The sequence below is a fragment of the Achromobacter sp. ISS7 genome, from assembly GCF_056523125.1.
On sequence record NZ_JAWRZD010000001.1, the window covers coordinates 5691004 to 5715751 of the forward strand.

General features: G+C 69.6%; 23 protein-coding genes. 15 read left to right on the plus strand and 8 right to left on the minus strand.

The genetic code is table 11. From position 1 onward, the window contains the following. Positions 1-24: 24 nt before the first annotated feature. The 6 genes from AC1HFW_RS25770 (at position 25) to AC1HFW_RS25795 (ending at position 5872) form a co-directional block, all read left to right on the plus strand. Positions 25-1017 carry a Bug family tripartite tricarboxylate transporter substrate binding protein gene (locus AC1HFW_RS25770; protein ID WP_479285596.1) on the plus strand — a complete coding sequence of 331 codons (993 nt, stop codon included), beginning with the start codon at positions 25-27 and terminating at the stop codon, positions 1015-1017. Positions 1018-1028: 11 nt separating this feature from the next. Further along, positions 1029-2480 (plus strand): amidase, encoded by a 1452-nt coding sequence (locus AC1HFW_RS25775; protein ID WP_479285597.1) that lies wholly within the window; start codon positions 1029-1031, stop codon positions 2478-2480. A gap of 67 nt (positions 2481-2547) precedes the next feature. After that, positions 2548-3003, plus strand: a complete 456-nt coding sequence (locus AC1HFW_RS25780) for a DUF305 domain-containing protein (protein ID WP_479285599.1) — start codon at positions 2548-2550, stop codon at positions 3001-3003. Beyond that, entirely contained in the window at positions 2993-4489 is a 1497-nt protein-coding gene (locus AC1HFW_RS25785) for a YncE family protein (RefSeq protein WP_479285600.1), read from the plus strand. The genes AC1HFW_RS25780 and AC1HFW_RS25785 overlap by 11 nt, the downstream gene beginning before the upstream one ends. A 76-nt stretch (positions 4490-4565) precedes the next feature. Beyond that, positions 4566-5090 carry an RNA polymerase sigma factor gene (locus AC1HFW_RS25790; RefSeq protein ID WP_006391234.1) on the plus strand — a complete coding sequence of 175 codons (525 nt, stop codon included), beginning with the start codon at positions 4566-4568 and terminating at the stop codon, positions 5088-5090. Positions 5091-5092: 2 nt separating this feature from the next. Further along, on the plus strand, positions 5093-5872 hold the full coding sequence (locus tag AC1HFW_RS25795) for an anti-sigma factor family protein (RefSeq protein WP_479285602.1): 780 nt from the start codon (positions 5093-5095) through the stop codon (positions 5870-5872). 7 nt (positions 5873-5879) lie between these two features. Here AC1HFW_RS25795 and AC1HFW_RS25800 read toward each other — a convergent pair whose 3' ends face one another. Then, on the minus strand, positions 5880-6827 hold the full coding sequence (locus AC1HFW_RS25800; RefSeq protein ID WP_479285604.1) for a LysR family transcriptional regulator: 948 nt from the start codon (positions 6825-6827) through the stop codon (positions 5880-5882). A gap of 176 nt (positions 6828-7003) precedes the next feature. Between AC1HFW_RS25800 and AC1HFW_RS25805 the strand changes: the two genes are divergently transcribed. Genes AC1HFW_RS25805 through AC1HFW_RS25830 form a run of 6 tightly spaced genes read left to right on the plus strand, consistent with a single transcriptional unit; the run spans position 7004 to position 12617 of the window. After that, positions 7004-8020 carry an amino acid ABC transporter substrate-binding protein gene (locus AC1HFW_RS25805; protein ID WP_241075729.1) on the plus strand — a complete coding sequence of 339 codons (1017 nt, stop codon included), beginning with the start codon at positions 7004-7006 and terminating at the stop codon, positions 8018-8020. Between the two features lie 8 nt (positions 8021-8028). Next, positions 8029-9204, plus strand: a complete 1176-nt coding sequence (locus AC1HFW_RS25810; RefSeq protein WP_479285606.1) for an ABC transporter permease subunit — start codon at positions 8029-8031, stop codon at positions 9202-9204. A gap of 4 nt (positions 9205-9208) precedes the next feature. Further along, entirely contained in the window at positions 9209-10270 is a 1062-nt protein-coding gene (locus AC1HFW_RS25815; RefSeq protein ID WP_479285608.1) for an amino acid ABC transporter permease, read from the plus strand. An 11-nt stretch (positions 10271-10281) separates the two neighbouring features. After that, entirely contained in the window at positions 10282-11058 is a 777-nt protein-coding gene (locus tag AC1HFW_RS25820; RefSeq protein ID WP_479285610.1) for an amino acid ABC transporter ATP-binding protein, read from the plus strand. Beyond that, a complete protein-coding gene (locus AC1HFW_RS25825; protein ID WP_479285612.1) occupies positions 11055-11462 on the plus strand; it encodes a RidA family protein in 408 nt (135 codons plus the stop codon). The genes AC1HFW_RS25820 and AC1HFW_RS25825 overlap by 4 nt, the downstream gene beginning before the upstream one ends. 30 nt (positions 11463-11492) lie before the next feature. Beyond that, on the plus strand, positions 11493-12617 hold the full coding sequence (locus AC1HFW_RS25830; protein ID WP_479285613.1) for an aminotransferase class V-fold PLP-dependent enzyme: 1125 nt from the start codon (positions 11493-11495) through the stop codon (positions 12615-12617). Positions 12618-12636: 19 nt separating this feature from the next. On the opposite strand, the gene AC1HFW_RS25835 is transcribed toward AC1HFW_RS25830, so the two are convergent. The 5 genes from AC1HFW_RS25835 to AC1HFW_RS25855 form a co-directional block, all read right to left on the minus strand. Continuing rightward, the gene (locus tag AC1HFW_RS25835; RefSeq protein ID WP_479285615.1) at positions 12637-13746 is read right to left on the minus strand and encodes a PepSY-associated TM helix domain-containing protein; all 1110 of its coding nucleotides are present in this window, start codon (positions 13744-13746) and stop codon (positions 12637-12639) included. A gap of 13 nt (positions 13747-13759) precedes the next feature. Further along, entirely contained in the window at positions 13760-16123 is a 2364-nt protein-coding gene (locus AC1HFW_RS25840) for a TonB-dependent siderophore receptor (RefSeq protein ID WP_479285616.1), read from the minus strand. Between the two features lie 115 nt (positions 16124-16238). Further along, complete coding sequence (locus AC1HFW_RS25845; RefSeq protein WP_479285617.1) at positions 16239-17219, minus strand: FecR domain-containing protein; 981 nt, start codon at positions 17217-17219, stop codon at positions 16239-16241. 6 nt (positions 17220-17225) lie between these two features. Beyond that, the gene (locus AC1HFW_RS25850; protein WP_479285619.1) at positions 17226-17717 is read right to left on the minus strand and encodes a sigma-70 family RNA polymerase sigma factor; all 492 of its coding nucleotides are present in this window, start codon (positions 17715-17717) and stop codon (positions 17226-17228) included. Between the two features lie 175 nt (positions 17718-17892). After that, on the minus strand, positions 17893-19113 hold the full coding sequence (locus AC1HFW_RS25855) for an alpha/beta hydrolase (RefSeq protein ID WP_479285620.1): 1221 nt from the start codon (positions 19111-19113) through the stop codon (positions 17893-17895). A 326-nt stretch (positions 19114-19439) separates the two neighbouring features. Here AC1HFW_RS25855 and AC1HFW_RS25860 point away from each other — a divergent pair, with 326 nt between their 5' ends. Continuing rightward, entirely contained in the window at positions 19440-20936 is a 1497-nt protein-coding gene (locus AC1HFW_RS25860) for a serine hydrolase domain-containing protein (RefSeq protein ID WP_479285622.1), read from the plus strand. 64 nt (positions 20937-21000) lie between these two features. Here AC1HFW_RS25860 and AC1HFW_RS25865 read toward each other — a convergent pair whose 3' ends face one another. After that, positions 21001-21363 carry a hypothetical protein gene (locus AC1HFW_RS25865; protein ID WP_006391226.1) on the minus strand — a complete coding sequence of 121 codons (363 nt, stop codon included), beginning with the start codon at positions 21361-21363 and terminating at the stop codon, positions 21001-21003. Positions 21364-21609: 246 nt separating this feature from the next. Between AC1HFW_RS25865 and AC1HFW_RS25870 the strand changes: the two genes are divergently transcribed. Further along, positions 21610-22521 carry a LysR family transcriptional regulator gene (locus AC1HFW_RS25870; RefSeq protein WP_479285623.1) on the plus strand — a complete coding sequence of 304 codons (912 nt, stop codon included), beginning with the start codon at positions 21610-21612 and terminating at the stop codon, positions 22519-22521. Positions 22522-22536: 15 nt separating this feature from the next. Here the strand turns inward: AC1HFW_RS25870 and AC1HFW_RS25875 are convergent, their stop codons facing one another. Then, entirely contained in the window at positions 22537-23442 is a 906-nt protein-coding gene (locus tag AC1HFW_RS25875; protein ID WP_479285625.1) for a LysR family transcriptional regulator, read from the minus strand. 72 nt (positions 23443-23514) lie between these two features. Between AC1HFW_RS25875 and AC1HFW_RS25880 the strand changes: the two genes are divergently transcribed. Next, a complete protein-coding gene (locus tag AC1HFW_RS25880) occupies positions 23515-24714 on the plus strand; it encodes a pyridoxal phosphate-dependent aminotransferase (RefSeq protein WP_479285627.1) in 1200 nt (399 codons plus the stop codon). Positions 24715-24748: the final 34 nt, after the last annotated feature.

Genomic DNA, 24748 nt, shown 5'->3' on the forward strand with positions numbered 1-24748 from the left:
AGACCGCGCGAACAGGAGACCGCCATGTTTGACCGCACCCGCTTGCTCGCTTTGCTCCTTGCCGTCGCGACGACGGCATGCCTGCCATCTCACGTTCTGGCCCAGGAGCCGGCCGGCGGCGACAAGCTGGTGCGGCTGGTGGTCGGCTACGCCGCCGGCGGCGCGGCCGACGCCGTGGCCCGCGCCTATGCCGAGCAGTTGCAGGCGGCGGGCTACGGCAACGTCATCGTCGAGAACCGCCCCGGCGCCTCGGGCCGGCTGGGCTTCGACGTGGTCAAGCGCGCCAAGCCGGACGGCCTGACGCTGTACCTCGGTTCGTCGCCGATGTTCGTGATCTTTCCGCTGACCTACCGCAAGCTGGGCTACGACCCGGACCACGACCTGCGCCCGGTCGCGCTGCTGGCGGATGTGCCCACGGCCGCGGTGGCGGGCGCCGCCCAACCCTATGGCGGCATGGCCGAGTACGTGAAATGGGCGCGGCAGGCGCGCGCCAAGGCGACGCTGGGCCTGGCGACGCAGGGCAGCCCGGGCCAGCTGGGCACGATCGAGATGGGCGGCCAGAACGGCCTGGAGGTCGTGCCCGTGCTGTATCGCGGCGCGGCGCCGATGCTGGTGGACGTGGCCGGCGGCGAGGTCTCCATGGGCTGGGATGCCGTGGCCAGCATGCTGCCGCTGTACAACGCCGGCAAGATCAAGTTCCTGGGCGTGGCGGGCAGCCGCCGCCTGCCCATGCTGCCGGACGTGCCGACCTTGCTGGAGCAGGGCTTCCCGCAGTACCAGCATGCCGCCAGCTGGTACGGCATCTACGCGCCGGCGGCCACGCCGGACGCCACCGTGGCCCGCCTCGAACAGGCCTTCGTCGCCGCCGGCAAGCAGCCCGCATTGATCGAACGGCTGCAAGCCGCTGGCTTCGTGGTCGAGCCGCAGGACGCGCAGGCGGCCAAGCGCCGCATCGGCGTGGAACGCGCGCACTGGGCGCCGATCGTCAAGGCCGCCGGCATCGCCTTCGACGAATAGGCGCGACTCCGATGAACGAATCCCTGTGTGAACTGAGCGCGGTCGAGGCCGCGCGGCGTGTCCGCGAGCGCTCCGTTTCGCCGGTCGAACTGGTGGCGGCGGCGCTGGCGCGGGCGCAGCGGTTGCAGCCCGCCTTGAACTGCTTCATCACGCTGTGCGCCGAGCGCGCCATGGACGAGGCCCGCGCCGCCGAGGCGGCCCTGATGCGTGGCGAACCGGTGGGCCTGCTGCACGGCCTGCCGCTCTCGGTCAAGGACCTGGTCAATACCGCCGGTGTCAGGACCACGTTCGGCGCGGTGCCGTTCCGCGACAACGTGCCGGCCGAAGACGCCGTCGCCGTGGCGCGGCTGCGCGCGCAGGGCGCAATCCTGATCGGCAAGACCACCACGCCCGAGTTCGGCTCCAAGTCGATGACCGATTCGCCGCTGTTCGGCCAGACCCGCAACCCGTGGAACCTGGACCGCACCTGCGGCGGGTCGAGCGGCGGCGCCGCGGCCGCGACGGCGGCGGGCATCACCGCGCTGGCCGTGGCCACCGACGGCGGCGGTTCGACCCGCATCCCCGCCGCGTGCAACGGCGTGGTCGGCTTCAAGCAGAGCCTGGGCGCGATTCCCCACAGCCAGGCGCAGGACGCCATCGGCAACCAGACCTACGTCACGCCCACCACGCGCACGGTCGCGGATACCCGCTTGATGATGGCGGCCATGGCCGGGCCGCATGCCTGCGACCCCTGGTCGCTGGGGACGCCGCCCGCCAACTATCGGGCCGCCGCCGATCCCGACGCACTGCGCGGCAAGCGTGTCCGCTACTGCCTCGCGCCGCCGGGCCGGCCGGTGGCCGCCGACGCGCGCCGCGCCTTCGAGGCGGCCTTGGCGCGCCTGGCTGACCTGGGCGCGCAGGTGGAGCCGTTCGATGGCGCCGGCTTCGATATCGAGCCGGTCTGGCGCGTCATCAACCACACGGTCTGGCGCACGCGCTTCCTGCCGCTGATCGCGCGCGAGCCGGACGCCTACAGCCCCACGTTCCAGCGCCAGATCGCCTCGGCCGCGCAGTTCAGCGCGCAGCAGTACCAGGAAGCCATGTTCGCCCGCACCACGCTTTACCGCCAGGTGCAGGCGCTGTTCGGCCAGGCCGACCTGCTGGCGATGCCGACGATGTCGCGCACCGCCTTGCCGCTGGGCACCGACATCTTCGATACCCTCGACATCGATGGCCGCGCGTATGACGACATCCGCGCCCACTGGTATCCGTGGACCATGCTGTTCAATCTGACCGGGCACCCGGCGATCAGCGTGCCCTGTGGATTGGGGACGGACGGCCTGCCCCTGGGGTTGCAACTGGTGGCGCCACTGCATGGCGACCTGGACCTGCTGCACGCGGCCGAGGCGTTCGAGCAGGCCGTCGCGCCGTTGCCGCCGCCGGCGGCCGTGGCCGGCAGCGCGGCTTCGCACCCCGTGGAATAAACCGCCCGGCTCGATTGTCTGCGTTGATGAGGGTCCATTGGGGACCCCGCAACAGACAGGAGCCGCCATGTCCCGAATCCATCCCCGGTGGCGCAGGCGCGCGCTCGCCTGCGCGCTGACCCTGCTGGCGGGCGCCGGCGCCGGCCAGGCTTGGTCGCAATCCGCCCCGTCCGCCGAGGAAGCGGCGTTCCTGGCCGAGAACGACGCCGCCATGAACCGCATGATGGACGCGATGGCGCCCCATCCCAGCGGCGACATCGACCAGGATTTCGTCGCCATGATGGCGCCGCACCACCAGGGCGCCATCGACATGGCCATGGCCGAACTGCGCTATGGCAAGAACGAACAGCTGCGCCGCATCGCGCAGGAAATCATCGTCGAGCAGCAACAGGAAATCGCCGCCATGCGCCTGGCGCTGGGGCAGCCGCTGCCCGAATCGCGTCCCGCGCCCGACCAGCCCGCCGATCTGCGGCCGGCCCCAGCCCCCGCCCAGTCCCACCACGGAGCCTCCCATGCCCAGTAGTTCGTCCCTCAATCGTTCGTCCCTCAATCTGCTGGCCGGCGCCGTCGCGCTGGCCCTGGCCCCCGCCGTCTTCGCCGGGCAGGCGCCCGGCGCGGCGGCCGCGCCCGATATTCCCGTTTCGCACCGCGACCGCATCTACGCCGCCGAGCAGTTTTCCAATACCGTGTCGGTCACCGATCCGGTGGACAACAGACTGCTGGGGGTGATCCGCCTGGGCGACCCGGCGCCCGGCAACTTCAGCCCGTTGTACAAGGGCCAGGTGCTGGTGCATGGCATGGGTTTCGCGCCCGACCATCGCACGCTGGCGGTGGTGTCCATCGGCTCGAATTCGGTCACCTTCATCGACACGCAGACCAACACCGTCAAGCACACCACCTACGTCGGCCGCTCGCCGCACGAGGCGTTCTACACGCCGGACGGCAAGGAGGTCTGGGTCACGGTGCGCGGCGAGGACTACGTCTCGGTGATCGACGCCACGACGTTCAAGGAAACCGACCGCATCAAGACGGCGGCCGGCCCCGGCATGCAGATCTTCTCGCCGGATGGGAAGTACGGCTATATCTGTTCGTCGTTCAACCCGGAAACCGTGGTGGTGACGGTCAGCGACCACAAGATCGTGGGCAAGGTCCCGCAGGCCAGTCCGTTCTGCCCCAACATTGCCGCCACGCCGGATGGCAGGCAGGTGTGGTTCACGCTCAAGGACGTCGGCAAGACGCAGGTGTTCGATGCGCGCCCGCCGTTCAAGCTGCTCAAGACGTTCGACACCGGTCCCATCACCAACCACGTGAATTTCGCCCGCGCCGGCAAGGACAAGGCGACCTACGCCTACATCACGGTGGGCGGCTTGAATCAGGTGCAGGTGTACCGCACGGATGACTTCTCGCGCGTGGCGACGGTGGCCGTGGGCAAGCTGCCGCACGGCGTGTGGCCGTCGGGTGATGGCAGCCGCGTCTACGTCGCCCTGGAGAATGCCGACCAGCTGGCCGCCATCGATACGGCGACCAACAAGGTGGTGGCCAGCGTGCCGGTCGGCCAGGCGCCGCAGGCGATCAACTACGTGCCGGACGCGGTGCCGCGGGGCGACGGCATGCAGAACCTGCAGCCGCTGGGCGTGGCCGGCCAGGCCGCGCACCTGGAGCTGCAGGCCTGGGCCGACTGCAAGCGCCAGGTGACGGCCTCGGCGCCGACCAGCGTCACGCTGTTCGACCAGGGCCTGACGCAGGTATTGCAGGCGTCGGCCACCGGCCTGCAGCCCAGGCAGGCGTATGTGCTGGCGCTGTCGGGCCAGGTGGATGGCTCGGGCGAGCTGCAGGCGCTGTCGAACTTCATGACCAACCCGGCCGGGTCGGCCATCGTCAACGCCATCGGGCCGATCCGCCAGATCGTGCAGGGCGCCGGCGCGGCGCCGGACGCGCGGCGCTACCTGGTGATCGCCCCGCTGCGCGACGGCAAGCCGGGCGCGCCGGTGCAGGTCCAGGCGCTGTGAATGCCGGCGGCGCATGGCCATGCGGCCATGCGCGGCCGGCGCGATAATGCAAGGCAAGCATGGAGAGAGTCCCTGTATGGACGATCTGGTCCAACTGATTGAGCCGATGATCCCGGCGATGCGCCGCTACGCCAGGGCGCTGCTGCGCGACCAGGCGGTGGCCGACGACCTGGTCCAGGACTGCCTGGAACGCGTCATCGCGCAGTGGCACAAGCGGCGCGACGCCGGCAGCACGCGCAGCTGGGTGTTCGCGATCCTGCACAACCTGGCGATGAACGTATTGCGGCAGGCCCGCTCGCGCGGCCATCACCTGCCGCTGGATGAGATCGACGAGGCCGTGCTGACCACCCGCGCCACGCAGGAAGACGGCCTGCGCTACGGGGAGCTGCTGCGGGCGCTGGACAGCCTGCCCAAGGAGCAGAGCAGCGTGCTGCTGCTGGTGTCGGTGGAGGGCATGTCCTATGCCGAAACGGCCAAGGTGCTGGATGTGCCGATCGGCACGGTGATGTCGCGGTTGTCGCGCGGCCGTGAAAAACTGCTGAACCTGATACAGGGCGACGTTGCCGCGCCCGCTCGTCCCGCCTTGCGGAGAGTCAAATGAACATGGACCGACCTTTACTCGAGGATGACCTGCTGGCGTATGTCGATGGCGCGCTCGACGCCGACATGCGCGCGCGCGTCGAACAATACCTGGACACCCATCCCGAGGCGGCCCGGCGCGTGCAGGGCTACCTGGCGCAACGCGACGACCTGCGCGCCGCGCTGGCGCCGATCGCGCAGGAGCCGATCCCGGCCGCGCTCAACCTGTCGCGGCTGGTCGATGCGCATCGTTCCGCGCGCCGCGTGCCATGGAAGATCGCGGCGTCGGTGGCGCTGGCGTTCACGCTGGGCGGCACCGGCGGCTGGTTGCTGCGCGGCGACCCGGTGGACCAGGCCGGCGTCGCGGCGCTGGCGCGCGAGGCGGTCAGCAGCTACCAGGTCTACGCGGTGGATCACACCCGGCCGGTGGAGCTGCGCGCCGACAATACGCGGGAACTGGTGGACTGGGTGTCGCAGCGGCTGAACCGCACGGTGTCGGTGCCGGACCTGAGCCAGTCGGGCTACCGCTACATGGGCGGGCGGCTGGTCGCCACCGAGCACGGTCCGGCGGCGCTGTTCATGTACGACGACGACCGCGGCACGCGCGTGACCATGCTGGTGCGGCCGATGAAGGTCGAGGGCGAGATGAAGATGGTGCCACACCGGCAGGATGGGGTGGCGGGCTATTCCTGGGCCGACCAGGGACTGGGCTACAGCCTGATGTCGAGCCTGGATCCCGACAGCATCCATCGCCTGGCCGACGAGACCCGGCGCCAGCTGACGGCGCCGCGCGCGGCCGGCTAGGCGGGCGTCAGCGGCCGGTCGTCGCCGGCAGGTCGATATCGCCCAGGCCGGCGCGCAGTTGCACGATGTCGCGCTTGACGGCGTGGGTGAAGGCGCGCCAGGGCGCGCCGGCCTGCTGCTCGCGGCCGTCCACCCACATCAGTTTGTGGAAGAAGGGCGGCGCCACGATGGGCACCACGAACAGATGCGGATCGCGCCGCTCGCTCAGCAGCCCGGCCGATTCGAAGATGGTGACGCCGACGCCGTCGCGCACCAGCAGCATGCGCGCGCCCAGGGCGTCGACCTCGTGCACGATGTGCGGCGTCAACTGCAGTTGCTTCATCGCCTGGTCCAGGTCCAGGCGGGTGCCATGGCGCCGCGTGGGGATCAGCAGCGGCAGCCGCGCCAGCTGTTCCAGCGTCAGGCCCTGGTCCAGGTCCAGGCCATGGCGCCGCGCCAGGTCGCGCGAGCCGACCACGTAGACGGGTTCCAGGAACAGCAGGTCGCCCGCCAGCTGGCGCGGCCGCTTCGGTTCATAGATGACGGCGGCGGAAAGCTCGCCGGCGAGCAGCCAGTCATGCAGGTCGCCGCTGTGCCCTTCGCGCACCACGAAGGTCAGGGCAGGGTACTGGCGCTGCACGCTGGCCATCAGCTTGGGGGCGATCGATTGCGAGAAGAACATCGGCACGCCCAGCTTGAAGACGCCGGCCAGGTCGCGGTCGGCGGCCTTGCCCTCGGCCTTGATCTGGGCCACCTGCTGCAGGAAGCCGGCGGCCAGCTCCAGCAAGCGTTCGCCGGCGGCGGTGGGAATCACGCCGCGGCCATGGCGCCGCAGCAGCGGACAGCCCATCTCCTGTTCCAGCGCGGCCACCTGCCGGCTCAGTACGGACTGGTTCAGGCCCAGCGTGTCGGCGGCGCGGGAAAAACTGCCCGCCCGCACCGCCTCCCTGAGGTATTCGAGTTGCTGCGTGTTCATGATCGACCGATCCGTTGCGCCATGCATATCGGGTCGACACGACCGCGCCTGCTGCAAGGTATGCAAATAATGCATGGCTGATAGTAGCGCAATCGGCTAGGTCCGCGCCATGGCGCTCCCTACACTGCCTGCACGTTCTCGCTTCCGCCGAGACGACACATATACAAGGGGAATTCATGCGTCTGCCCAGTCTTCTGGCCGGCCTCGCGCTGGCTGTCATTTCCGTTTCCACGCACGCGGCGTCCACGCTGGACACCGTCAAGAGCCGCGGCACCCTGCGCTGCGGCGCCCTGAACGACATGCCGGGCTTCGGTTCGCCCGACAGCCAGGGCACGCTGCGCGGCATCGACGTCGACTTCTGCCGCGCCATCGCCGCCGCCACCCTTGGCGACGCCAACAAGGTCACCTTCGTGGCGACTTCGCCGCTGAACCGCTTTTCCGTGCTGCAGTCGGGCGACGTCGACGTGCTGATCCGCCAGACCACCCAGACCTTCACGCGCGATTCGCAGCTGGGGCTGCTGTGGGCCGGCATCACGGTCTATGACGGCCAGGGCTTCATGGTGCGCAAGGACATGGGCGTGACCTCGGTCAAGGAGCTGGACGGCGCCAGCATCTGCCTGCTGCCGGGCAGCAACACGGAACAGAACATCGCCACGTTCTACCAGGCCAACGGCATGCGCTACAAGCCGATCTCGATCGACAACGCCGACGCCCTGCGCCGCGCGTTCTTCGAGGGCCGCTGCGATGTCTACGTGGGCGATCGCGCCCAGCTTGCCGCCAACCGTTCGGTCGCGCCCAAGCCCGACGATTACGTCATCCTGCCCGAAGTGCTGGCCAAGTCGCCGCTGGGCCCGATCGTGCGCCAGGGCGACGACCAATGGCTCAACATCGTCAAGTGGACCATCTATGCGACGCTGCTGGCCGAGGAAAACGGCGTCGACAGCGCCAACGTCGAGGCCAAGCGGGCCGACGGCGCCAATGCCGAGGTCGCGCGCCTGCTGGGCAAGACGCCGGGCCTGAGCAAGCAGCTGGGGTTGGCCGACGACTGGGCCTACCAGATCGTCAAGCAGGTCGGCAATTACGGGCAGATCTATGACCGCTCGCTGGGCGAGAAATCGCCGCTCAAGCTGCCGCGCGGCCTGAACAAGCTCTGGACCGAGGGTGGGCTGCAGTACGCCCCGCCGTTCCTGTGAGCCACGCCATGACGGACGCGACGACGATGGCGCCGGCGCCGCTGCGCGCCGCCGGCCTGACGCCTGGCGCCCTGCGCCGCAAGCTGTGGCAATGCGCGGTCGGCGTGGCGCTGGCGCTGCTGGTGCTCGCCAGCGGCTTCATCCTGCGCGAGAACCTGCAGCGGCTGGGGCTGACGGTCGGCTTCGACTTCCTGCAACGGCCGGCGGGCTTCCAGATCGGCGTGTCGCTGCTGCCGTACGCGCCGACCGATTCGATCGCCTATGCCATCCTGACCGGCGCGCTCAACACGGTGATGCTGGTGGTGCTGGCCGGTATCTGCGCCACGGTGCTGGGCGTGGCCATCGGGCTGGCGCGCCGCAGCGTCAATCCGCTGGTGCGCGGCCTGACGCTGGGCTACGTGGAACTGCTGCGCAACACGCCGCTGCTGATGCAGATCCTGCTGTGGTCGGCCGTGCTGCTCAAGCTGCCGCCCGCGGCCAAGGCGCTGCAATGGGGCGGCCTGACGCTGAGCCAGCGCGGCATCTATTTCCCGTCGCTGCATCTGGTGGCCGGGCAGGGCATGGCGCTGGCGGCCTGCGTGGCCGCCGCGCTGGCCGCCGCCGTGGCGGTGCGGGCCGGCTTGCGCCGCCTGCGGCCGGGTGCGGGCCGTGCGCTGTGGATGGGAGGGGCGGCGGTGGCGGGCCTGGCCGTCCTGGCGTCGTGCTGCGCGGCGCTGGGCGTGTTCGAAGCCAGCGTGCCGGTGCGGCGCGGCTTCAACTTCCAGGGCGGCGCGAGCCTGTCGCCGGAGTTCGCCGCCATGCTGATCGCCCTGACGCTGTACTTCGCGGCCTTCATCGCCGAGATCGTGCGCAATGGGGTGGACTCGGTCGCGCGCGGCCAGTGGGAAGCCTCGCAGGCGCTGGGCCTGTCGGGCCTGACGACGATGCGCGAGGTGGTGTTTCCGCAAGCCCTGCGCATGATGGCGCCGGCGCTGATCGCGCAGTACGTGTCGCTGATCAAGAACTCCAGCCTGGCCATCGCCATCGGCTATCCGGACCTGTTCTGGTCGGTGTTCACGACCATCAACATCACGGGGCACGCCATCGAAGGGGTGTTGCTGCTGGCCGGCGCTTACCTGGTGCTGACGCTGGGCACCTCGTGGGCGTTGAACCTGTGGTACGCACGGCTGCGCCGCAAAGGATGATTCCATGACATTGCCTCTTTTCCTGCGGCCGTATTTCGGCACGGCCGGGCGCACCCTGTTGACGGTCTGCAGCCTGCTCATTCTCTACAGCCTGGCCGCGCCGGTCTGGCGCTGGGCCATCGCCGACGCGGTCTGGACGGGCGACGCCCAGGCCTGCCGCGCCGCCGCCGGGGCCTGCTGGAGCTACGTCGGCGTCAAGCTGGATTTCTTCCTGTTCGGCTTCTTTCCGCCGGCGCAGCAGTGGCGGGCCGGCATCGCCATGGCCATCCTGGCCCTGGTGATCGTCGCCAGCCTGCTGCCGCGCTTCTGGCGCGCGCCGCTGCTGGCGGTATGGGCGGCCAGCGTGGCCGTGGTGCTGTGGCTGATGGGCGGCGGCGCCGGCCTGGCGCCGGTCGCCTCGGACAGCTGGGGCGGCCTGCCGCTGACGCTGCTGCTGGCCGCCTACGGCCTGGCGCTGGGCTACCCGCTGGGCATCCTGCTGGCGCTGGCCCGCACCGGCAGCATTCCGTTGCTGCGCTACGTGGCGGTGGTCTTCATCGAGGGACTGCGCGGGGTGCCGTTCGTGGCCATCCTGTTCATGGCCAGCGTGACGTTGCCGTTGCTGCTGCCGGAAGCGGCCACGCCGGGCAAGCTGCTGCGCGCCTACATCGCCTATAGCTTCGTGGCCGCCGCCTATTTCGCCGAGGGTTTCCGCGGCGCGCTGCTGGCCATGCCGCGCGGCCAGACGGAGGCGGCCCACGCGCTCGGCATGGGCTACTGGCAGACGATGCGCGACGTGATCCTGCCGCAATGCGTCCGCAGCTCGCTGCCGATGCAGGTCAACACCGTGGTCAGCTTTTTCAAGGACACCTCGCTGGTGGTGATCATCGGCCTGACCGATTTCCTGCGGGCGGTGTCCGCCGGCTCGCGCGACGCCGAATGGCTCGGCTTCGACGTCGAGGGCTATGCCTTCGCCGCCGCCACCTACTTTTGCATCTGCTTCGCCATGAGCCGCTATTCGGCCTGGCTGGAAGGTCGCCGCGGCGGGGCCGTGGCGCCCGCGCCCGCCGCGGGGCAGACGCCGTAATGGAGAACACGATGGTTCAACACGACAATCAAGGCGCCGCCCTGGCCATCCGGCTCAAGGACGTCGAGAAATGGTACGGCCGCATGCATGTGCTGCGCGGCATCACGCTGGACGTCGCGCCGGGCGAGAAACTGGTCATCTGCGGCCCGTCGGGCTCCGGCAAGTCGACGCTGATCCGCTGCATCAATCAACTGGAGGCGCACCAGCGCGGCAGCATCACGGTGGAAGGCATCGCGCTGTCCGACGACCCGAAGGTGCTGCGCAGCATCAGCCGCGAGGTGGGCATGGTGTTCCAGGGCTTTCACCTGTTCCCGCACCTGACCATCCTGGAGAACTGCATCCTGGCGCCGATGCGCGTGCGCGGCCTGGACCGCGCCAGCGCCGAGCGCACCGCCATGCAGTACCTGGAAAAGGTGCGTATCCCGGACCAGGCTGGCAAGTATCCGAGCCAGCTGTCCGGCGGGCAGCAGCAGCGCGTGGCGATCGCGCGCGCCCTGTGCATGCAGCCGCGCGTCATGCTGTTCGACGAGCCGACCTCGGCGCTGGACCCGGAGATGGTCAACGAGGTGCTGGACACCATGATGGAACTGGCCGAAAGCGGCATGACCATGCTGTGCGTCACGCACGAGATGGGCTTTGCCCGCAAGGTGGCCGATCGCCTGGTCTTCATGGACCAGGGCCAGATCGTGGAGGAGGGCGCGCCGGACGAACTGTTCGACAACCCGCGCTCGCCGCGCCTGCAGGCCTTCCTGGGCAAGCTGATGCGTCCCGCGCAGGGGCACGCATGAACGCCGCCGCCAGCCTCGCGCAGCCCGTGTTGCGCCGCGTCGTCACGGACGGCGCGCCGACGCCGCGCGGCCATTATTCGCAGGCCATCGTGGCCGCGGGCATGGTGCATGTCTGCGGCCTGCTGCCGGTCGATCCCGAGTCCGGCCGCATCGTCGGCGCCGACGGCGCGGCGCAGATCGCGCGCGTGCTGCGCAGTCTCGACGCGGTGCTGCGCGCCGCGGGTTCGGAGGCGGGCAGGGTGGTGTCGCTGCAGGTGTTCCTGTGCGACAGCGCCCTGTGGCCGGTCGTCAACCAGGCCTGCGCCGACTACTTCGGCGACCACCGCCCCGCCCGCACCGTCGTGCCGATCAGTCCGCTGCGCGACGGCGCGCTGATCGAATTGAATGCCATCGCGCTCGCCTGAGCGCCATTTCCTCCTGCCACTTTCACCACTATGACCGTTCATCCGCTGTTCGACCCTCGCGACTTCCGCATCCCCGAGGGCGTTTCCCACGTGTGCGCCGCCGGCGAGACGGCGTTCCTGCGTCGGCACGACGAGGCCTATGGCCGTTATGTCCGCGACAAATCCAGCGGCGCCCGCGGCCGCGCCGCGCAGGAGGCGCAGGTCGAGCGCGCCCGCGAGCAGGTCGCGGCGCTATGGGGCGTGCCGGCCGGCGACATCGGCTGGGTGGGCTGCGTCGCCGAAGGCGTGTCGCTGGTGCTGGAGAGCATCGACTGGCGCCCGGGCGACAACATCTGCGCCATGGCCACCGAATATCCCTCGCTGGTGGCGCCGTTCCTGGCGCGGCGGGACGCGCCCTACCAGCTGCGGTTCGCCGATCCCGCCAGCGCAGCGGGCGTCGCGGCGCGGGTCGACGAGCGCACGCGCGTGATCCTGGTCAGCTACGTGTCGTACCTGAATGGCGAGCGCTTCGATCTCGGCCCGCTGCGGCGGGCGGCGGACGCGGTGGGCGCGTTGCTGATCGTCGACTTCACCCAGGCCTCGGGCTACCTGCCCATTGAGGCCGAGGTGGCGGACTTCGCCTTCAGCGCCAGCTACAAATGGATGCTGGGCATGACCGGCGTCGCCACCGCCTGCTGGAACCGCCGCCGCCAGCCCGACTGGGCCCCGGCCACCGCCGGCTGGTACTCGCTGGCCAACGACAATACCCGCTTCGACGCCGGCATCACGCTGCGCGGCGACGCGCTGCGCTTCACCCGCGGCAATCCGGCCCACGCCAGCCTGTACGTGCTGTCCAGCGCGCTCGACTACCTGGCGCGGTTCGAGGCCGCCGCCGTCCAGGCGCACGTGCAACGCCTGACCACCGACCTGCTCGGCCGCCTGGCGGGCCTGGGCATCGAGCCGTCGACGCCGGCCGATCCGGCCCGGCATGGCGCCAGCGTCTGCGTTGCCCGTGCCGACGCCCGCGCGCTGCATGAAGCGCTGGACCGCGAGCAGGTGCTGACCTGGAACGGGCGCGGCCGCCTGCGCATCAGTTTCCATGGCTACAACGGTTCGGCCGACGTCGACCGGGTGGAAGCGGGACTGGCCAAGGCCCTGGCCGAGGTCGTCGCGTAGGCGCGGGGTTGACGCGCGCTCAACGCGGCGCGCGGGCAACGCGCTGGCCGGCCGGCGCCTGCGCGCGCCGCAGCCCGCGGCGGCGCCACCACAGCCAGATGCCGCTGATGCCGAGCGCGCCGAGCCCCAGGCCCAGCAGGGCGACGGCGGCTTCACCCGCCACGCCGCCCAGCTCGCCGGTGTGCAGCGGATACAGGATGGAGTTGATCCGCACGCCGGGGTCGAGTTCATTCCAGCGCTGCGCCGCCACCACCGTCGCCGTGCGCGGATCGAGCCAGACCGTCGAGCGGCCGTTGGGATGCGGGTCGTCCGGCAGGCGCATGCGCACCGCCAGCGGACGGTCGACGTGCGGGGTATAGAGAAAGAAGCCGATGGCGCCATCGGGGTAGGCCGCCTGGGCCGCGGCCGCCAGTTCATCCAGCGGGCGCATCGGCGCCTGGCCCGGCGCCAGCTTGGGCGCGACGACGCGCGGCTGACCGCTGGCGGCGGTGATCCAGCCGCCGATCGGACGCCAGGCCAGGTAGGCGCCGCTGGCGATGCAGATGGACAGCGCCAGCGCCAGCAGCGCGCCGCCGTTGCGGTGCACGTCGAACAGCGCGCGCAGGGCGCCCTTGTCGAACACCATGCGCAACGACGGCGGCCACTTGCGCGGCCACCACAGCACCAGCCCGGACAGCATCAATAGCAGATAGGCCAGCGAGGCCCAGGCCAGCACGGCCTTGCCGGTCCGGTCGAGCAGCAGGGCGCTGTGCAGGTTGTAGGCCACGGCGACAAAGCCGTCGTTGTCGCCGCGCCGGCCTTGTTCGCGGCCGCTGGCGGGATCCAGGTAGACGGTGCCGCGCCAGGCGGCGCGTACCCGCACCTGCACGGTTTCACCCGGCTTGCGAGGCGGCCTGAAGGTGAATGCGGCCTGCGGGCCGAACTCGGCCGCGAGCGTGGCGCGCATCGATTCCAGCGAGGCCGGCTGCGCCGTCGCGGCGCCGGCCGCGACGAAGTACGCCGGATGCAGCCACTGGTCGAGCGGACGCGCCACCACCAGCAACGCGCCGCTCAACCCGGACAGGATCAGGATCCCGCCCAGGCCGAGCGCGATCCAGCGGTGGCAGGACAGCCACAGGCGACGCGCCATGCCCGCTCCGCGCTCAGTACGCCAGGCGCGCCTGCACGTAGACCATGCGCGGCGCGCCGACCATGCGGCCGGCATTGCTGTCGACGTTGCGGGTGTAGTAGCGGCGGTCGAACACGTTGTTCACGCCGAACGCCAGTTCGCTGCCCTTCCATTGCGGAATCTTGTAGCTGAGCTGGGCGTTCCAGACGCTGAAGCCCGGCACGCGGCCATTGCTGGCATCGGCGGTCTCGCGTTCGGTGTTGGCGGTGTCGGAGTATTGGCCGCTCTGCATCGTGGTGAAGACGTTGAAGGTCCAGTCGCGCAGGCTGTAGCGCCCGCCCAGCGTGCCGGTCTGGCGCGAGTAGAACGGCACGTCGTTGCCCTCGAATTCGCCGGACTTCTGGATGGCGCGCACGTAGGTATAGTTGGCGTAGACGTTCAGCCCGGCGAGCGGGCCGGCCTTGTCGAAGTCGTAGTCGATCGCGAACTCCACGCCGTTGTGCGTGGTGGCGCCCAGGTTGCGGAACACGGCCGGATTGGTGCCGGGGATCGACAGGATCTGGTTGTCGAAGCGCAGATTGAACGCGGTGAATTCGGTATGGACCTGTTCGCCCGAATAGCGCAGGCCGGCCTCCAGCGTCTTGGCGACCTCGGGGTTCAGCGGGTTGGTCGCCGACATCGAGTTCAGCTGGGTGTACTGCACGGCGCCGAACGAGGTGCTGTAGTTGGTGTACAGCGTGAGCGCGTCGTCGACCAGGTAGGCGACGTTCAGCGACGGCAGCGCGCGGTTGTTGCGCACGTCGAACGGCGTGTCGTCGGGGGTGCCGCTGGGATTGCGGTTGCTGTGGATGCGCTCGTAGCGCACGCCCGGCGTCAGGCGCCAGTTGCCGAACGCGATGCGGTCGTCCAGGTAGATCGAGTGGGCCTCGGTCTCGTTGTCGAAGACCTGCGTGACGCCGACCTGCCGGCCGGTCGCCAGCGATTCCGAATAGCGCCGGTCCTGGCCGGTCTCGCGGATGTAGCGGTAGCCGACGGTGATGTCGTGCGTGGTCGGGCCCCATTCGACGCGCTGGGTGTAGCGCGGTTCGATGCCCAGCACCTGGTTGTTGCGCGGCTGGAAGTCGTTGCGGCCGGTGGCGGTGTTGATCAGCGAACTCTGGCGCGAACTGTCGTAGTGGTAGACGCGCACCTCGAATTCCTGCGTGTCCGAGAGCGAGTTCAGGTAGCCGACGTCGACCTGGTCGCGCTGCCCTTTCCAGTAGTCGGTGGGGCGGGTGTTCTGGAACGGATCGTCGCGGTACTGGGCCACGGTCAGGCCGCCCGGCGTCATCGACTTGACGTCGTAGTGGGCGAATTTGCCGTAGATTTCCGAGGTCGGGGTCAGCGCGAAGCGCCATTTGAGCGCCACGTCGTTGTAGCGGTCGTGGCTGCTGTCGCGCCATTGCTCGCCGTCCATGCCCGAATACATCAGCGCCACGCCCAGGCCGTTGTCGAACTGCGTGCCGAGAAAGCCGGTGTACTGGGTGTTGGTGCCGCCGTGGCTGAAGATGTTGTAGCGCGCCGAGGCGTCGGCGGTCAGGCCGCTGGTGTTGGGGATCGAGCGCGTCTTGAAGTTGATGACGCCGCCCACGTTCTGCGGGCCGTAGCGCACCGCGCCGCCGCCGCGCACCACGTCGATCGATTCGATGTTGCCCAGGCTGGTCGGCGACATCACCAGGTTCGGCTGGCCATAGGGCGCCATGGCCATCGGGATGCCGTCCAGCAGCATGGTGGTGCGGAACGAGTTGCGCGGGTTCAGGCCGCGGATGCCGACGTGCAGGCCCACCGAGCTGCCGCTGGCGCTGGTGCTGCCGCTGATCTGCACCCCGGGCACGCGGCGCAGGACGTCGGCCACGCTGGTCGCGCCGCTGTTGTTGATGTCGTCGCTGCGCAGCAGGGTGCGGGCGCCGCCGAAGGTCTGGACGCTGTTTTCAAGACCGGTGCCGAGCCAGTCGGCGCTGACCTGGATCGCTTCCATGGTGTTGGCGCCGGCGGCGCGCGGCGGGCGCACCACGTAGCCCTGGCCCGGCTGCGGCTCCGCGCTCAGGCCGGTGCCGGCCAGCAGTTGCGCCAGGCCGGAGTCGATGGTGTAGCTGCCCTGCAGGCCGCGGGTGGTCTGGCCGGCCGCGTCCTCGGGGCGGAACGACACCGTGATGCCGCCCGCCTTGGCGAAGGCGTTCAGGGCCTGGTCGAGTTGTCCCGCGGCGATGTGGAAGTCGTGTGCCGTGGCCTGTTGCGCCGCCTGGGCCCGGGCCGGCGGCGCCGCCGCGAAGGCGGCCGCCAGGGCGAAGGTCAGCGCCGCCAGGCGGGCGCCTTGTCCCGATTGGCGGGCGCGGGGGGATTGGAGTCGAAAGGCCACGGTTCACGTCCCTGGTTGATCATCAATGCCCGCTATGCCGGACAAGCGATGGGAAAAGGGACAGGGGAAGGAAAATTGAATTGAAACTAAATGAAACCAATGGCTGGGCGGCGGGTCACGCGGCCCCGCTCGACAGCGTCACCCAATAGCGGGTGCGCTCGACCACGCGCAATCCCAGCGTCCTGGCCACGATCGCCAGCACCGCGTCCGTGTCCGCCAGGCGGAACACGCCCGAGACGCGCAAGCCGGCCACGGCCGGATCGCAGCGGACGACGCCGCGCCGGTAGCGCGAGAGTTCCGCCAGGAATGCATCCAGCCGCATGTTGCTGGCCTCGATGACGCCTCGCGTCCAGCCGGGCGCCTCGGGGCCGGCGGGTCGGGCCGGCAGGAAGGCGTTCGCGGTGAAGCGCAGCGACTCGCCGGCGTTGACGATGCGGGGGGCGCCGCCGCCGCGCAGGGTGACCTCGACGCGGTGTTCCAGCACCGTCAGCGCGGTCGTCGCGTCATCGCCTTCCGGCCGCCGCACCACGAAGCGGGTGCCGAGGGCGCGCAGGCGTCCCTGCGGGGTTTCGATGATGAAGGGCCGCGCCGTGCCCGTGGGATCGGATGCGGTCCGGACGTAGACTTCGCCGGCGCGCAATTGCAGCATCCGGGTGTGTTCGGAGAAACGCACGTCGACGTCGGTATCGGTGTTCATCTGCACCTGGCTGCCGTCCGCCAGCGTCAGGTCCTGGTGGCCGCCGACCGCGGTGCGGTAGGCCTCGCCGCCGGAGGGCGAGGCCGCCAGGCGATAGCCCAGCCAGGCCGCTGGCAGCGTCACGCCCAGCGCCGCCACCGTGCGCAGCACCGCGCGGCGGTTGGCGCGGCGTTGCCGCGTCAGCAGGGGCACGCCCAGGGCGGGCGGCACCGCGTTGAATTGCTGGCTCAGGCGCTGCGCGCGCTGCCAGGCGACCTCGCGTTCGGGATCGCCCTGGCGCCAGCGCTCGAAGGCGGCATGGTCTTCCGGTCCGGCTTCGCCGGAATGCAATCGCACCAGCCAGCGGGCGGCCTCGCGGATGACCGCGGCGTCAGGGGGCGTGGTGTTGATGGCGGCCACGGCGGATCAGTGGTCCATCAGGGTGAGGCAGATCTCGAAACCCTGCGCCATGTAGCGTTTCACGGTGTGGTCGCTCAACCCGGTGCGGGCGGCGATCTCGACGTAGGAAAGCCCTTCCAGTTGCGACAGGACGAAGACCTCGCGCGCCTGGGGCGCCAGGTTGGCGAGCATCTGGTCCAGCTGCTGCAAGGCCTGCTGCACTTCCAGCAAGGCATCGGGCGAGGTTTCCATTTCGGGCGGCAGCGCCGCCACCGCCTCCAGCCACGCGCGCTCCAGCGAACGGCGGCGCCAATGATCGTTGAGCAGGCCGCGCGCGATGGTGGTCAGGTAGGCGCGCGGTTGCCGCAGCGCGCTGACTTCGTGGGGCTTGCGCAGGACGCGCAGGAAAGTGTCGTGCGCCAGGTCGGCCGCCTCATCGCCATGGCCAAGCCGATGCCGCCACCATTGGCAAAGCCAATCGTAGTGATCTTCGCAGAATAGCTGGAGGGGATTGGACATGCTTGGGAGTCCCCGCGAGCGGCGGGGAGGACACGAGGAACCCGCGTCCCTGTGCCAGGTCCAGCGGCCGATATGCAGGAAATGATACCAAGAATTGTTCGCAGTTTCGAACCCTTGCCGTGACGTGTTGCGTGATTGCTATGGGGACGGATTGCACCGAGTTGGTGCGTCGCTGTCAGGAGGCCGGACCGGGGGCCGGCAGCGTTGGCGGCGCCGCGCAATTGCCTTCGATCTTCTCGCCCGCGAAGGCGCGCTTGATGAAGGCGGTGGAGTCGGGCAGCGATCCGTTCACCGTGGCGGAGTGGTCGAACCCCGGATAGACATGCCACTCGACGCGGCTGCCCGCCGCGCAGGCCGTCTTCACGCCGGACTGCTGCGCTTCGGGGAAGACGTCGGTGTCCTTGCCGCCGGTGCCCCAGAAAATGGGGATATCGGTGTGCAGGGTCGGCGGATGCTTGAAGCCGGCCAGCTTGCGCGTGATGGCCGAGAGGTCCTGGCGAAAGCTGTTGTCCTTGTCCAGGTGATCGAAGCGGGCCCGCTGCTCGACCTGCGGAAAGCACGCCGTGCGGGTCAGCTCGAACGCCGGCAGGGCCTTGTCGGACACGTATTCCTCCGGCTTGATGGCGGGATCGACCAGCTGGATCGCGTTAAGGTACACCAGGAAATAGGCGACCCGCTTGGTGTTGTTCATCGGCGCCGCGTAGTCGCGCGCCGACAGGTTCACGCCGGTGCCGACGGCGCCGGCGATATCGAGTTCGGGGGCGTAGTCCTTGGCGAAGGTGGCCGTCGCCACCACCGCGCCGCCGCCTTGCGATTGCCCGATCAGCACCGTGCGCGCGGAGACGGGGTAGTGCTTCTGGACGGCGCGAATGCTGTCCAGGATGCTGTAGGCCTCGGACCGCACGTGCACGTAAGGATGCGCGCCCGGGGTGCCGAGCCCCTGGTAGTCGGTGGCGACGATCGCATAGCCCTGGTCCAGCCAATAGTCGAGATAGCGCGTGTCGCGGTCGCCGCGCCCGGCAAAGGATGGGGCGCAGACGTCGGCGATGCCGACGGTGCCATGGGCCCACGCGAGCAGCGGCCAACCGCCGGCCGGCGGCGTGCCGTGCGGCAGGTAGAGCGCGCCGGACACCGTGATCCGGGCCTGGCCGCCCACGCCATCGGTCGAACTGTAGAGCAGGCGGATGTTCTTGCCGGCCTGCGGCAGGCTCTGGCGGGCGGTCAATGCCTCGGCGCGCAGCAATTCACCCGGCCGCGCGGGCGGCGCGCCGTCCCAACGGTAGAAGGCGGGCACGCCGCCGTCGCCCGCGTCGGATATGACCTGCGCGGCAACGGGCGTCGCGGCCAGCGTGGCGCAAAGGCCGGCGATCAGCCAGCGTCTCGATATCGCGGTCATGCGCGGGGTCCTCGTCTCGTCCGCGAGCGAAGGTGTCGCGGCGTGCGAAAAGTGTAGGAGGACTTGCGCCGGCCGCCATCGGAAAAGCGGCGGCGGCGCGCAGGCAGTTCTTTCAGTCGGTTCCGCGATGCCGGGCTCGCGCGATGCCGCCGCGGCGCAGGGCCAGGTATTTTTGGCGCCAATTTTGTGAGAAAATTTCCGCGATGCCGCCAGGACATGGCGCCCGAGCCGCGCGCGTCATGTCCTGGTGGTCCGACGCCACCCACGCGTCCACCCGCCGCGCCGCTTGCGCCGCCCGGCGCCGGACGTCCACCTCGCCATCGCCCATGTCCGCACCGCTCGACGCCGTCTCTCCCGCCCAAGACTCCAAGGCCCGCCACGACGGCCTGTGCCGCAAGACCGCCAGCGCGGCCGGTGTCGATCCCGATGCCGTGATCGGATTCCTCGACGACGTCGAACAGGCCGGCCTGGACCTGCATGGCTTCATGCTGTTCCGCGACGGCGCGGTGGCGGCCGAGGGCTGGCGCTGGCCCTACGCCGCGCACCGGCCGCGCAATCTGCATTCGGTGGCCAAGAGCTTCACGGCCAGCGCCATCGGCCTGGCGGTGCAGGAAGGATTGCTGCGCCTGGACGCGCCGGTCATCGGCTTCTTCCCTGAATTCGCCGAGGAGGCGCGGCAGCCGGGCCTGGAAGCGATGACCGTCGAGCACCTGCTGACCATGAGCGTCGGCCATGAATCGGAAACCTCGGGCGCGGTCTGGCGCGGCATCAAGACCAGCTGGGTGCGCGAGTTCTTCAAGATCCCGCTGGCGTACGCGCCGGGCGAGCGCTTCGTCTACACCAGCGCCGCCAGCTACATGCTGTCGGCCATCCTGACGCGCCTGACCGGCCAGACCATGCACGATTACCTCAAGCCGCGCCTGTTCGAGCCGCTGGGCATTGCCGGCGAAGCCTGGGACGTGGGGCCGGACGGCGTCAACCCGGGCGGCAACGGCCTGGTGGCGACGACGGCGGACCTGCTCAAGCTGGGCATCCTCCATCTGCGGGACGGCGCCTGGCAGGGCCGCCAGGTGCTGCCGCCGGACTGGGTGCGGGCCGCGACGCGTGCGCAGGGGCCGTCCGCCGGCTATGGCTACCAGTGGTGGGTGTACGACGACGCCACCTATGCCGCCATCGGCAAGTTCGTGCAGATGGTGCGCGTCTATCCCGAGCATGGCGCGGTGCTGGCGGTGATCGGCGCGATGAAAGGCAGCTCGCGCCTGGTGCCGCACATGAACGCGCACTTCCCGGCGGCGTTTGGCGTGTCGAGCCCCGACGCCGCCAAGGATGAACGCCTGGCCGCGCGCCTGGCGGCCTGGCAGCACGAGGAGGCGGCCGCGCCATGGAAGTCGCCGTTCCTGGCCGCCGGCCTGTCCGCGCAGCCGCCGCGGCGCCTGCGCTTCACGGCCGCCGACAACGCCCAGGGCATCACCGGCATCGAGCTGGACCTGTCCGCCGAGGGCTGCCGCTTCACGCTGACGGATGCCGACGGCCGTCACACCATCATGGCCGGCTGGGATCGCTGGATCGAGGGCGTGACCGACATGCCGGGGCGCGACCTGCACCACGGTTATCACATCCCCGATTGCGTGGTGGTCGCGCGCGCCGCCTGGCTGGACGAGCGCCGCCTGCACATGACGTGGATCCTGCCGGAGACGGCGTTCCGCGACACGGTACTGTGCGAGATCGACGGCGACACGTTGCGCTATACCCGCACGGTGAACATCAACAGCGGCGCGCTCGGCTACGACACAGTGGTCGCGCGCGCGGACCACGCGGCCTGAAGCGGGCGCGGGCGGTCCCGGGGGCGGCCCTGTCGGTCTTGCGCGAGGCGCGGTGCGTGATGGGTCAGACCGGCCCGGCCGCGCCCTGTTCCTGCTTGGCCAGTTCCTTGATGCGTTCCTGCACCTTTCTGGCGACTTCTTCCTTCTGCGCGGGCGTCATCGCGGCATATTGTTCCTTGGTGATGCCGAGCGACTGCAGGATCTGCGTGAACAGGCGTTCCGCCGGCGACATCGTCAGGTAATCCTGCAATTCCTGCTCGGCGTCGGACGGCCCCTGATTGGCCAGGCCCAGCTTGTGGCGGCCGGCGTCCGCTTCCTGCGCGTCCTGCAGCGTCGCGGCGAACGATTTGCCGCCGGCGCCGCCAGCCATGGCCGGCTTGCCGGCCCAGGAACCCAGGGCGCTGCCTGTCGATTCGACTTTGTTCACGGTCCATTCTCCGGTGATTGGTTCACCCGGCATTAGACGGCCGGAGCGGGGTCGTCAATGTTCCGAATTTGGCGGTGAACCCCGCTTTGACTTGCTGTTTGACAACGCCTTGGCGCATTCGGCATTGCCGTTCCGCCCGCGCATGTTGGGGAGGGGGATGCCGCCACGCCGCCGTATACTCGATGCGCAGTTTCAAGCGACTCGTCGCGATATGAGTTTTTTCTCAACATCGGAGAACCGTCGGGGATGACTGACAAGGCCGCCAAATCGCTGTCGCTCAAGCAGCTGGAATTGTTCATCGCGCTGGCCTCCTCCGACAACATCGCCAGCGCCGGCGCGCGCCTGGGGATGACGCCGTCGGCCACCAGCCATGCGTTGAAGACGCTGGAACTGACGCTGGGCGCGCCCCTGCTCGACCGCAACGTCAGCGGCGTGCAGCTGACCTACGCGGCGCAGCAGATACTGCCGCACGTGCGCGACATCTTCACGTCGTTGCAGGTGGTGCGCGCCACCGCCAGCGCCAGCGCCGGGCTGCGCGCCGGCCTGCTGACGTTGGGGTCGCTGGGGGCCAGCTCGTCGCTCAACATCCTGCCGCCGCTGCTGGAGATGTTCAAGGCGCGCTATCCGGGCGTGGAAGTGTTCGTCACCGAGAAGCCCGACCCGGAGATGGAGCGGGCGCTGGTCGAACGCCGCATCGAGATCGGCGTGGTGGCGCTGCCCAAGCCCGACTTCGACACCCTGCCGCTGGTCACCGATGAACTCATGGTGGTGCTGCCCGTGGGCCATCCCCTCGCGCGGCTCGCCGTCATCGGCGTCAAGGACCTGGCCGACTATCCGCTCATCATGACGCGCGCCGGCTCGCAGCCGGTGATCACGCGCATGTTCGAGCGCGCGGGCATCGCGCCGCGGATCGCGCACGACCTGTCGCAGATCATGTCTATCCTGGAATTCGTCAGGCGCGGCCAGGGCATTTCGGTGCTGGCGTCGCTGGTGCTGCCGCAGCGCTATGACGGCCTGGTCTACCGCAAGATCAGTCCGGTCGCCAAGCGCCGCATCGGCCTGGCCTGTCTGAACGAAAGGAAACTGTCGCCGGCCGCCCACGCGTTCTGGGCGATGGTGCGCGACGCCGCGCCGGGCCTGACGTTTCCGGTGATGTAGGCGGGCGCGGCCGCGTCAGGCGGCGCGCTTGCGGGCCAGCGACTTGGCCAGCTTCCAGAACGCCGCGGCCGCCGGCGAGAGCCGTTCTTCATTCAGGCACGCCAGTCCGACCCGGCGCGAGGTCAGCGGCGTCAGCGGCTTGTAGACCACCCCGTCATATTTCGCGGGCAAGGCCAGCGCCGCCACCACCGAGATGCCTTCGCCGCGCGCGACGAAGTCGAGGATCGAGAGCATCTGCGACAGTTCGTGCGTCACTTTCAGGGAGACGTCAGCGCGGCTGAACATCTTGGCCACCAGGCCCTGCGAGCCGGCATGGGTCAGGATGAAGGGAAACTGCGCCAGCCGCCTGACCTCGATCGTGTCCAACCCGGCCAGCTCGTGATCGATGGGCACCACCGCGACCAGCTCGTCGTGGGCGATGGCCAGGGTGTCGAACTGCGGCTTGGGCAGCGTGACCACGCCGATCTCCAGGCGGCGCTCGATCAGGTCCTGCTCGATGTCGGCATCGGCCTTTTCGAACACGCGCAGGTCGATGCCGGGATAGCGCTTGCGGAATTGCTGCAGCAGCGGCGGCAGCAGCCGCAGCGATGAACTCAGGCCGAACGAACCGATCTTGAGCACGCCGCTTTTCAGGCCCTCGCTGGCATTGGCGGTGGCCTGGATCAGCTGCAGCGCCGCGAACAGGTCGCGCACGTGCGGCAGGATCTGCTGCCCGGCGTGGCTCAGTTCGAGCTGCGGCGCGTTGCGGTCGATCAGCATCACGCCCAGCGTCGATTCCAGCGCGCGTAGCGCGTGGCTGGTGGCCGATGCGGTCATGCCGATCTTGGCGCCGGCGCTGGCGATGCCGTCGGCGCCGGCCAGGGACAGCAGCAATTCCAGCTGGCGCAGCGTGGGCGCGTTGGGGCCGAGCGAAGGATTCATATTGAATTCAAATTCAATTGAGATTGAATCATGTGAATTCTAGACTGATTCCACTCATTCAGGATCCCGCCCATGTTCGCTCCCATCATTTCCGCCTTGCGTCTTTCCCCCATCCAGGTCATGGCGGAGAAGACCCGCCAGGCCATCCAGCAAGGCCACAGCGTCATCGACATGACGCTGGGCGAGCCCGACTTTCCCACGCCCGCCCATATCGGCGAGGCGGCCATCCAGGCGATCCACGCCGGCCAGACCCGCTACACGCCGATCAACGGCACCAGCGCCTTGCGCGAGGCCATCGTCGCCAAGTTCCGGCGCGACAACGGCATCGACTGCTCGCCCGCCGCGATCAGCGTGGGCTGCGGCGGCAAGCAGGTCATCTACCAGGCCTTCCTGGCCACGCTGGCGGCGGGCGACGAAGTCATCATGCCAGCGCCTTACTGGGCCTCGTACCACGACATCGTGGCGATGAACGGCGGCGTGTTCCGGCCGATCATGACCACGCCGGAAACGGGCTACGCGCTGCGCGCCGCCGACCTGGACGCGGCGATCACCGCCAGGACCAGGTGGCTGGTGCTGAACTCGCCCAGCAACCCGAGCGGCACCGCCTATGGCCGGGCGCAACTGGCCGAGTTCGCCGAGGTCATCCGCCGCCACGCCAACCAGCGCTTCTTCATCCTGGTTGACGACATCTACGAGCACATCCTGTACGACGGCCGCGCGTTCCATACGCTGGCGCAGGTGGCGCCGGACCTGGCCGACCGCATCCTGACCGTCAATGGCGTCTCCAAGGCCTACGCCATGACCGGCTGGCGCGTGGGTTACGCCTGCGGTCCGCGGCCGCTGATCGAGGCGATGACCAAGGTGCAGATGCAGATCAATTCGCACACCTCGTCCGTTTCGCAGGCGGCGGCGGTGGCGGCGCTGAACGGCCCGCAGGACGAGGTGCGGCGGCGCTGCGCCGTCTTCCAGCGGCGGCGCGACTTCCTGCTCGGCGCGTTCGCGCGCATCGACGGGCTGCAAACCCCGAAGCCGGAAGGCGCGTTCTACCTGTTTCCAGATGCCCGCGCCTATCTCGGCCGCGCGACGCCGGCCGGCCAGCGCCTGGCCGATGACGTGGCGCTGGCCGCCTATCTGCTCGACAACGGCGTGGCCGTGGTGCCGGGTTCGGGCTTCGGCATGCCGGGCTTCCTGCGGCTCTCGTACGCCACCTCCGACGACAACCTGCGCATTGCCGCCGAGCGCATGGCGCATGCCTTGAACAACCTCGGCTGATCCCTCATCGCGCGGCGGACTCCGCGGCCCCGAA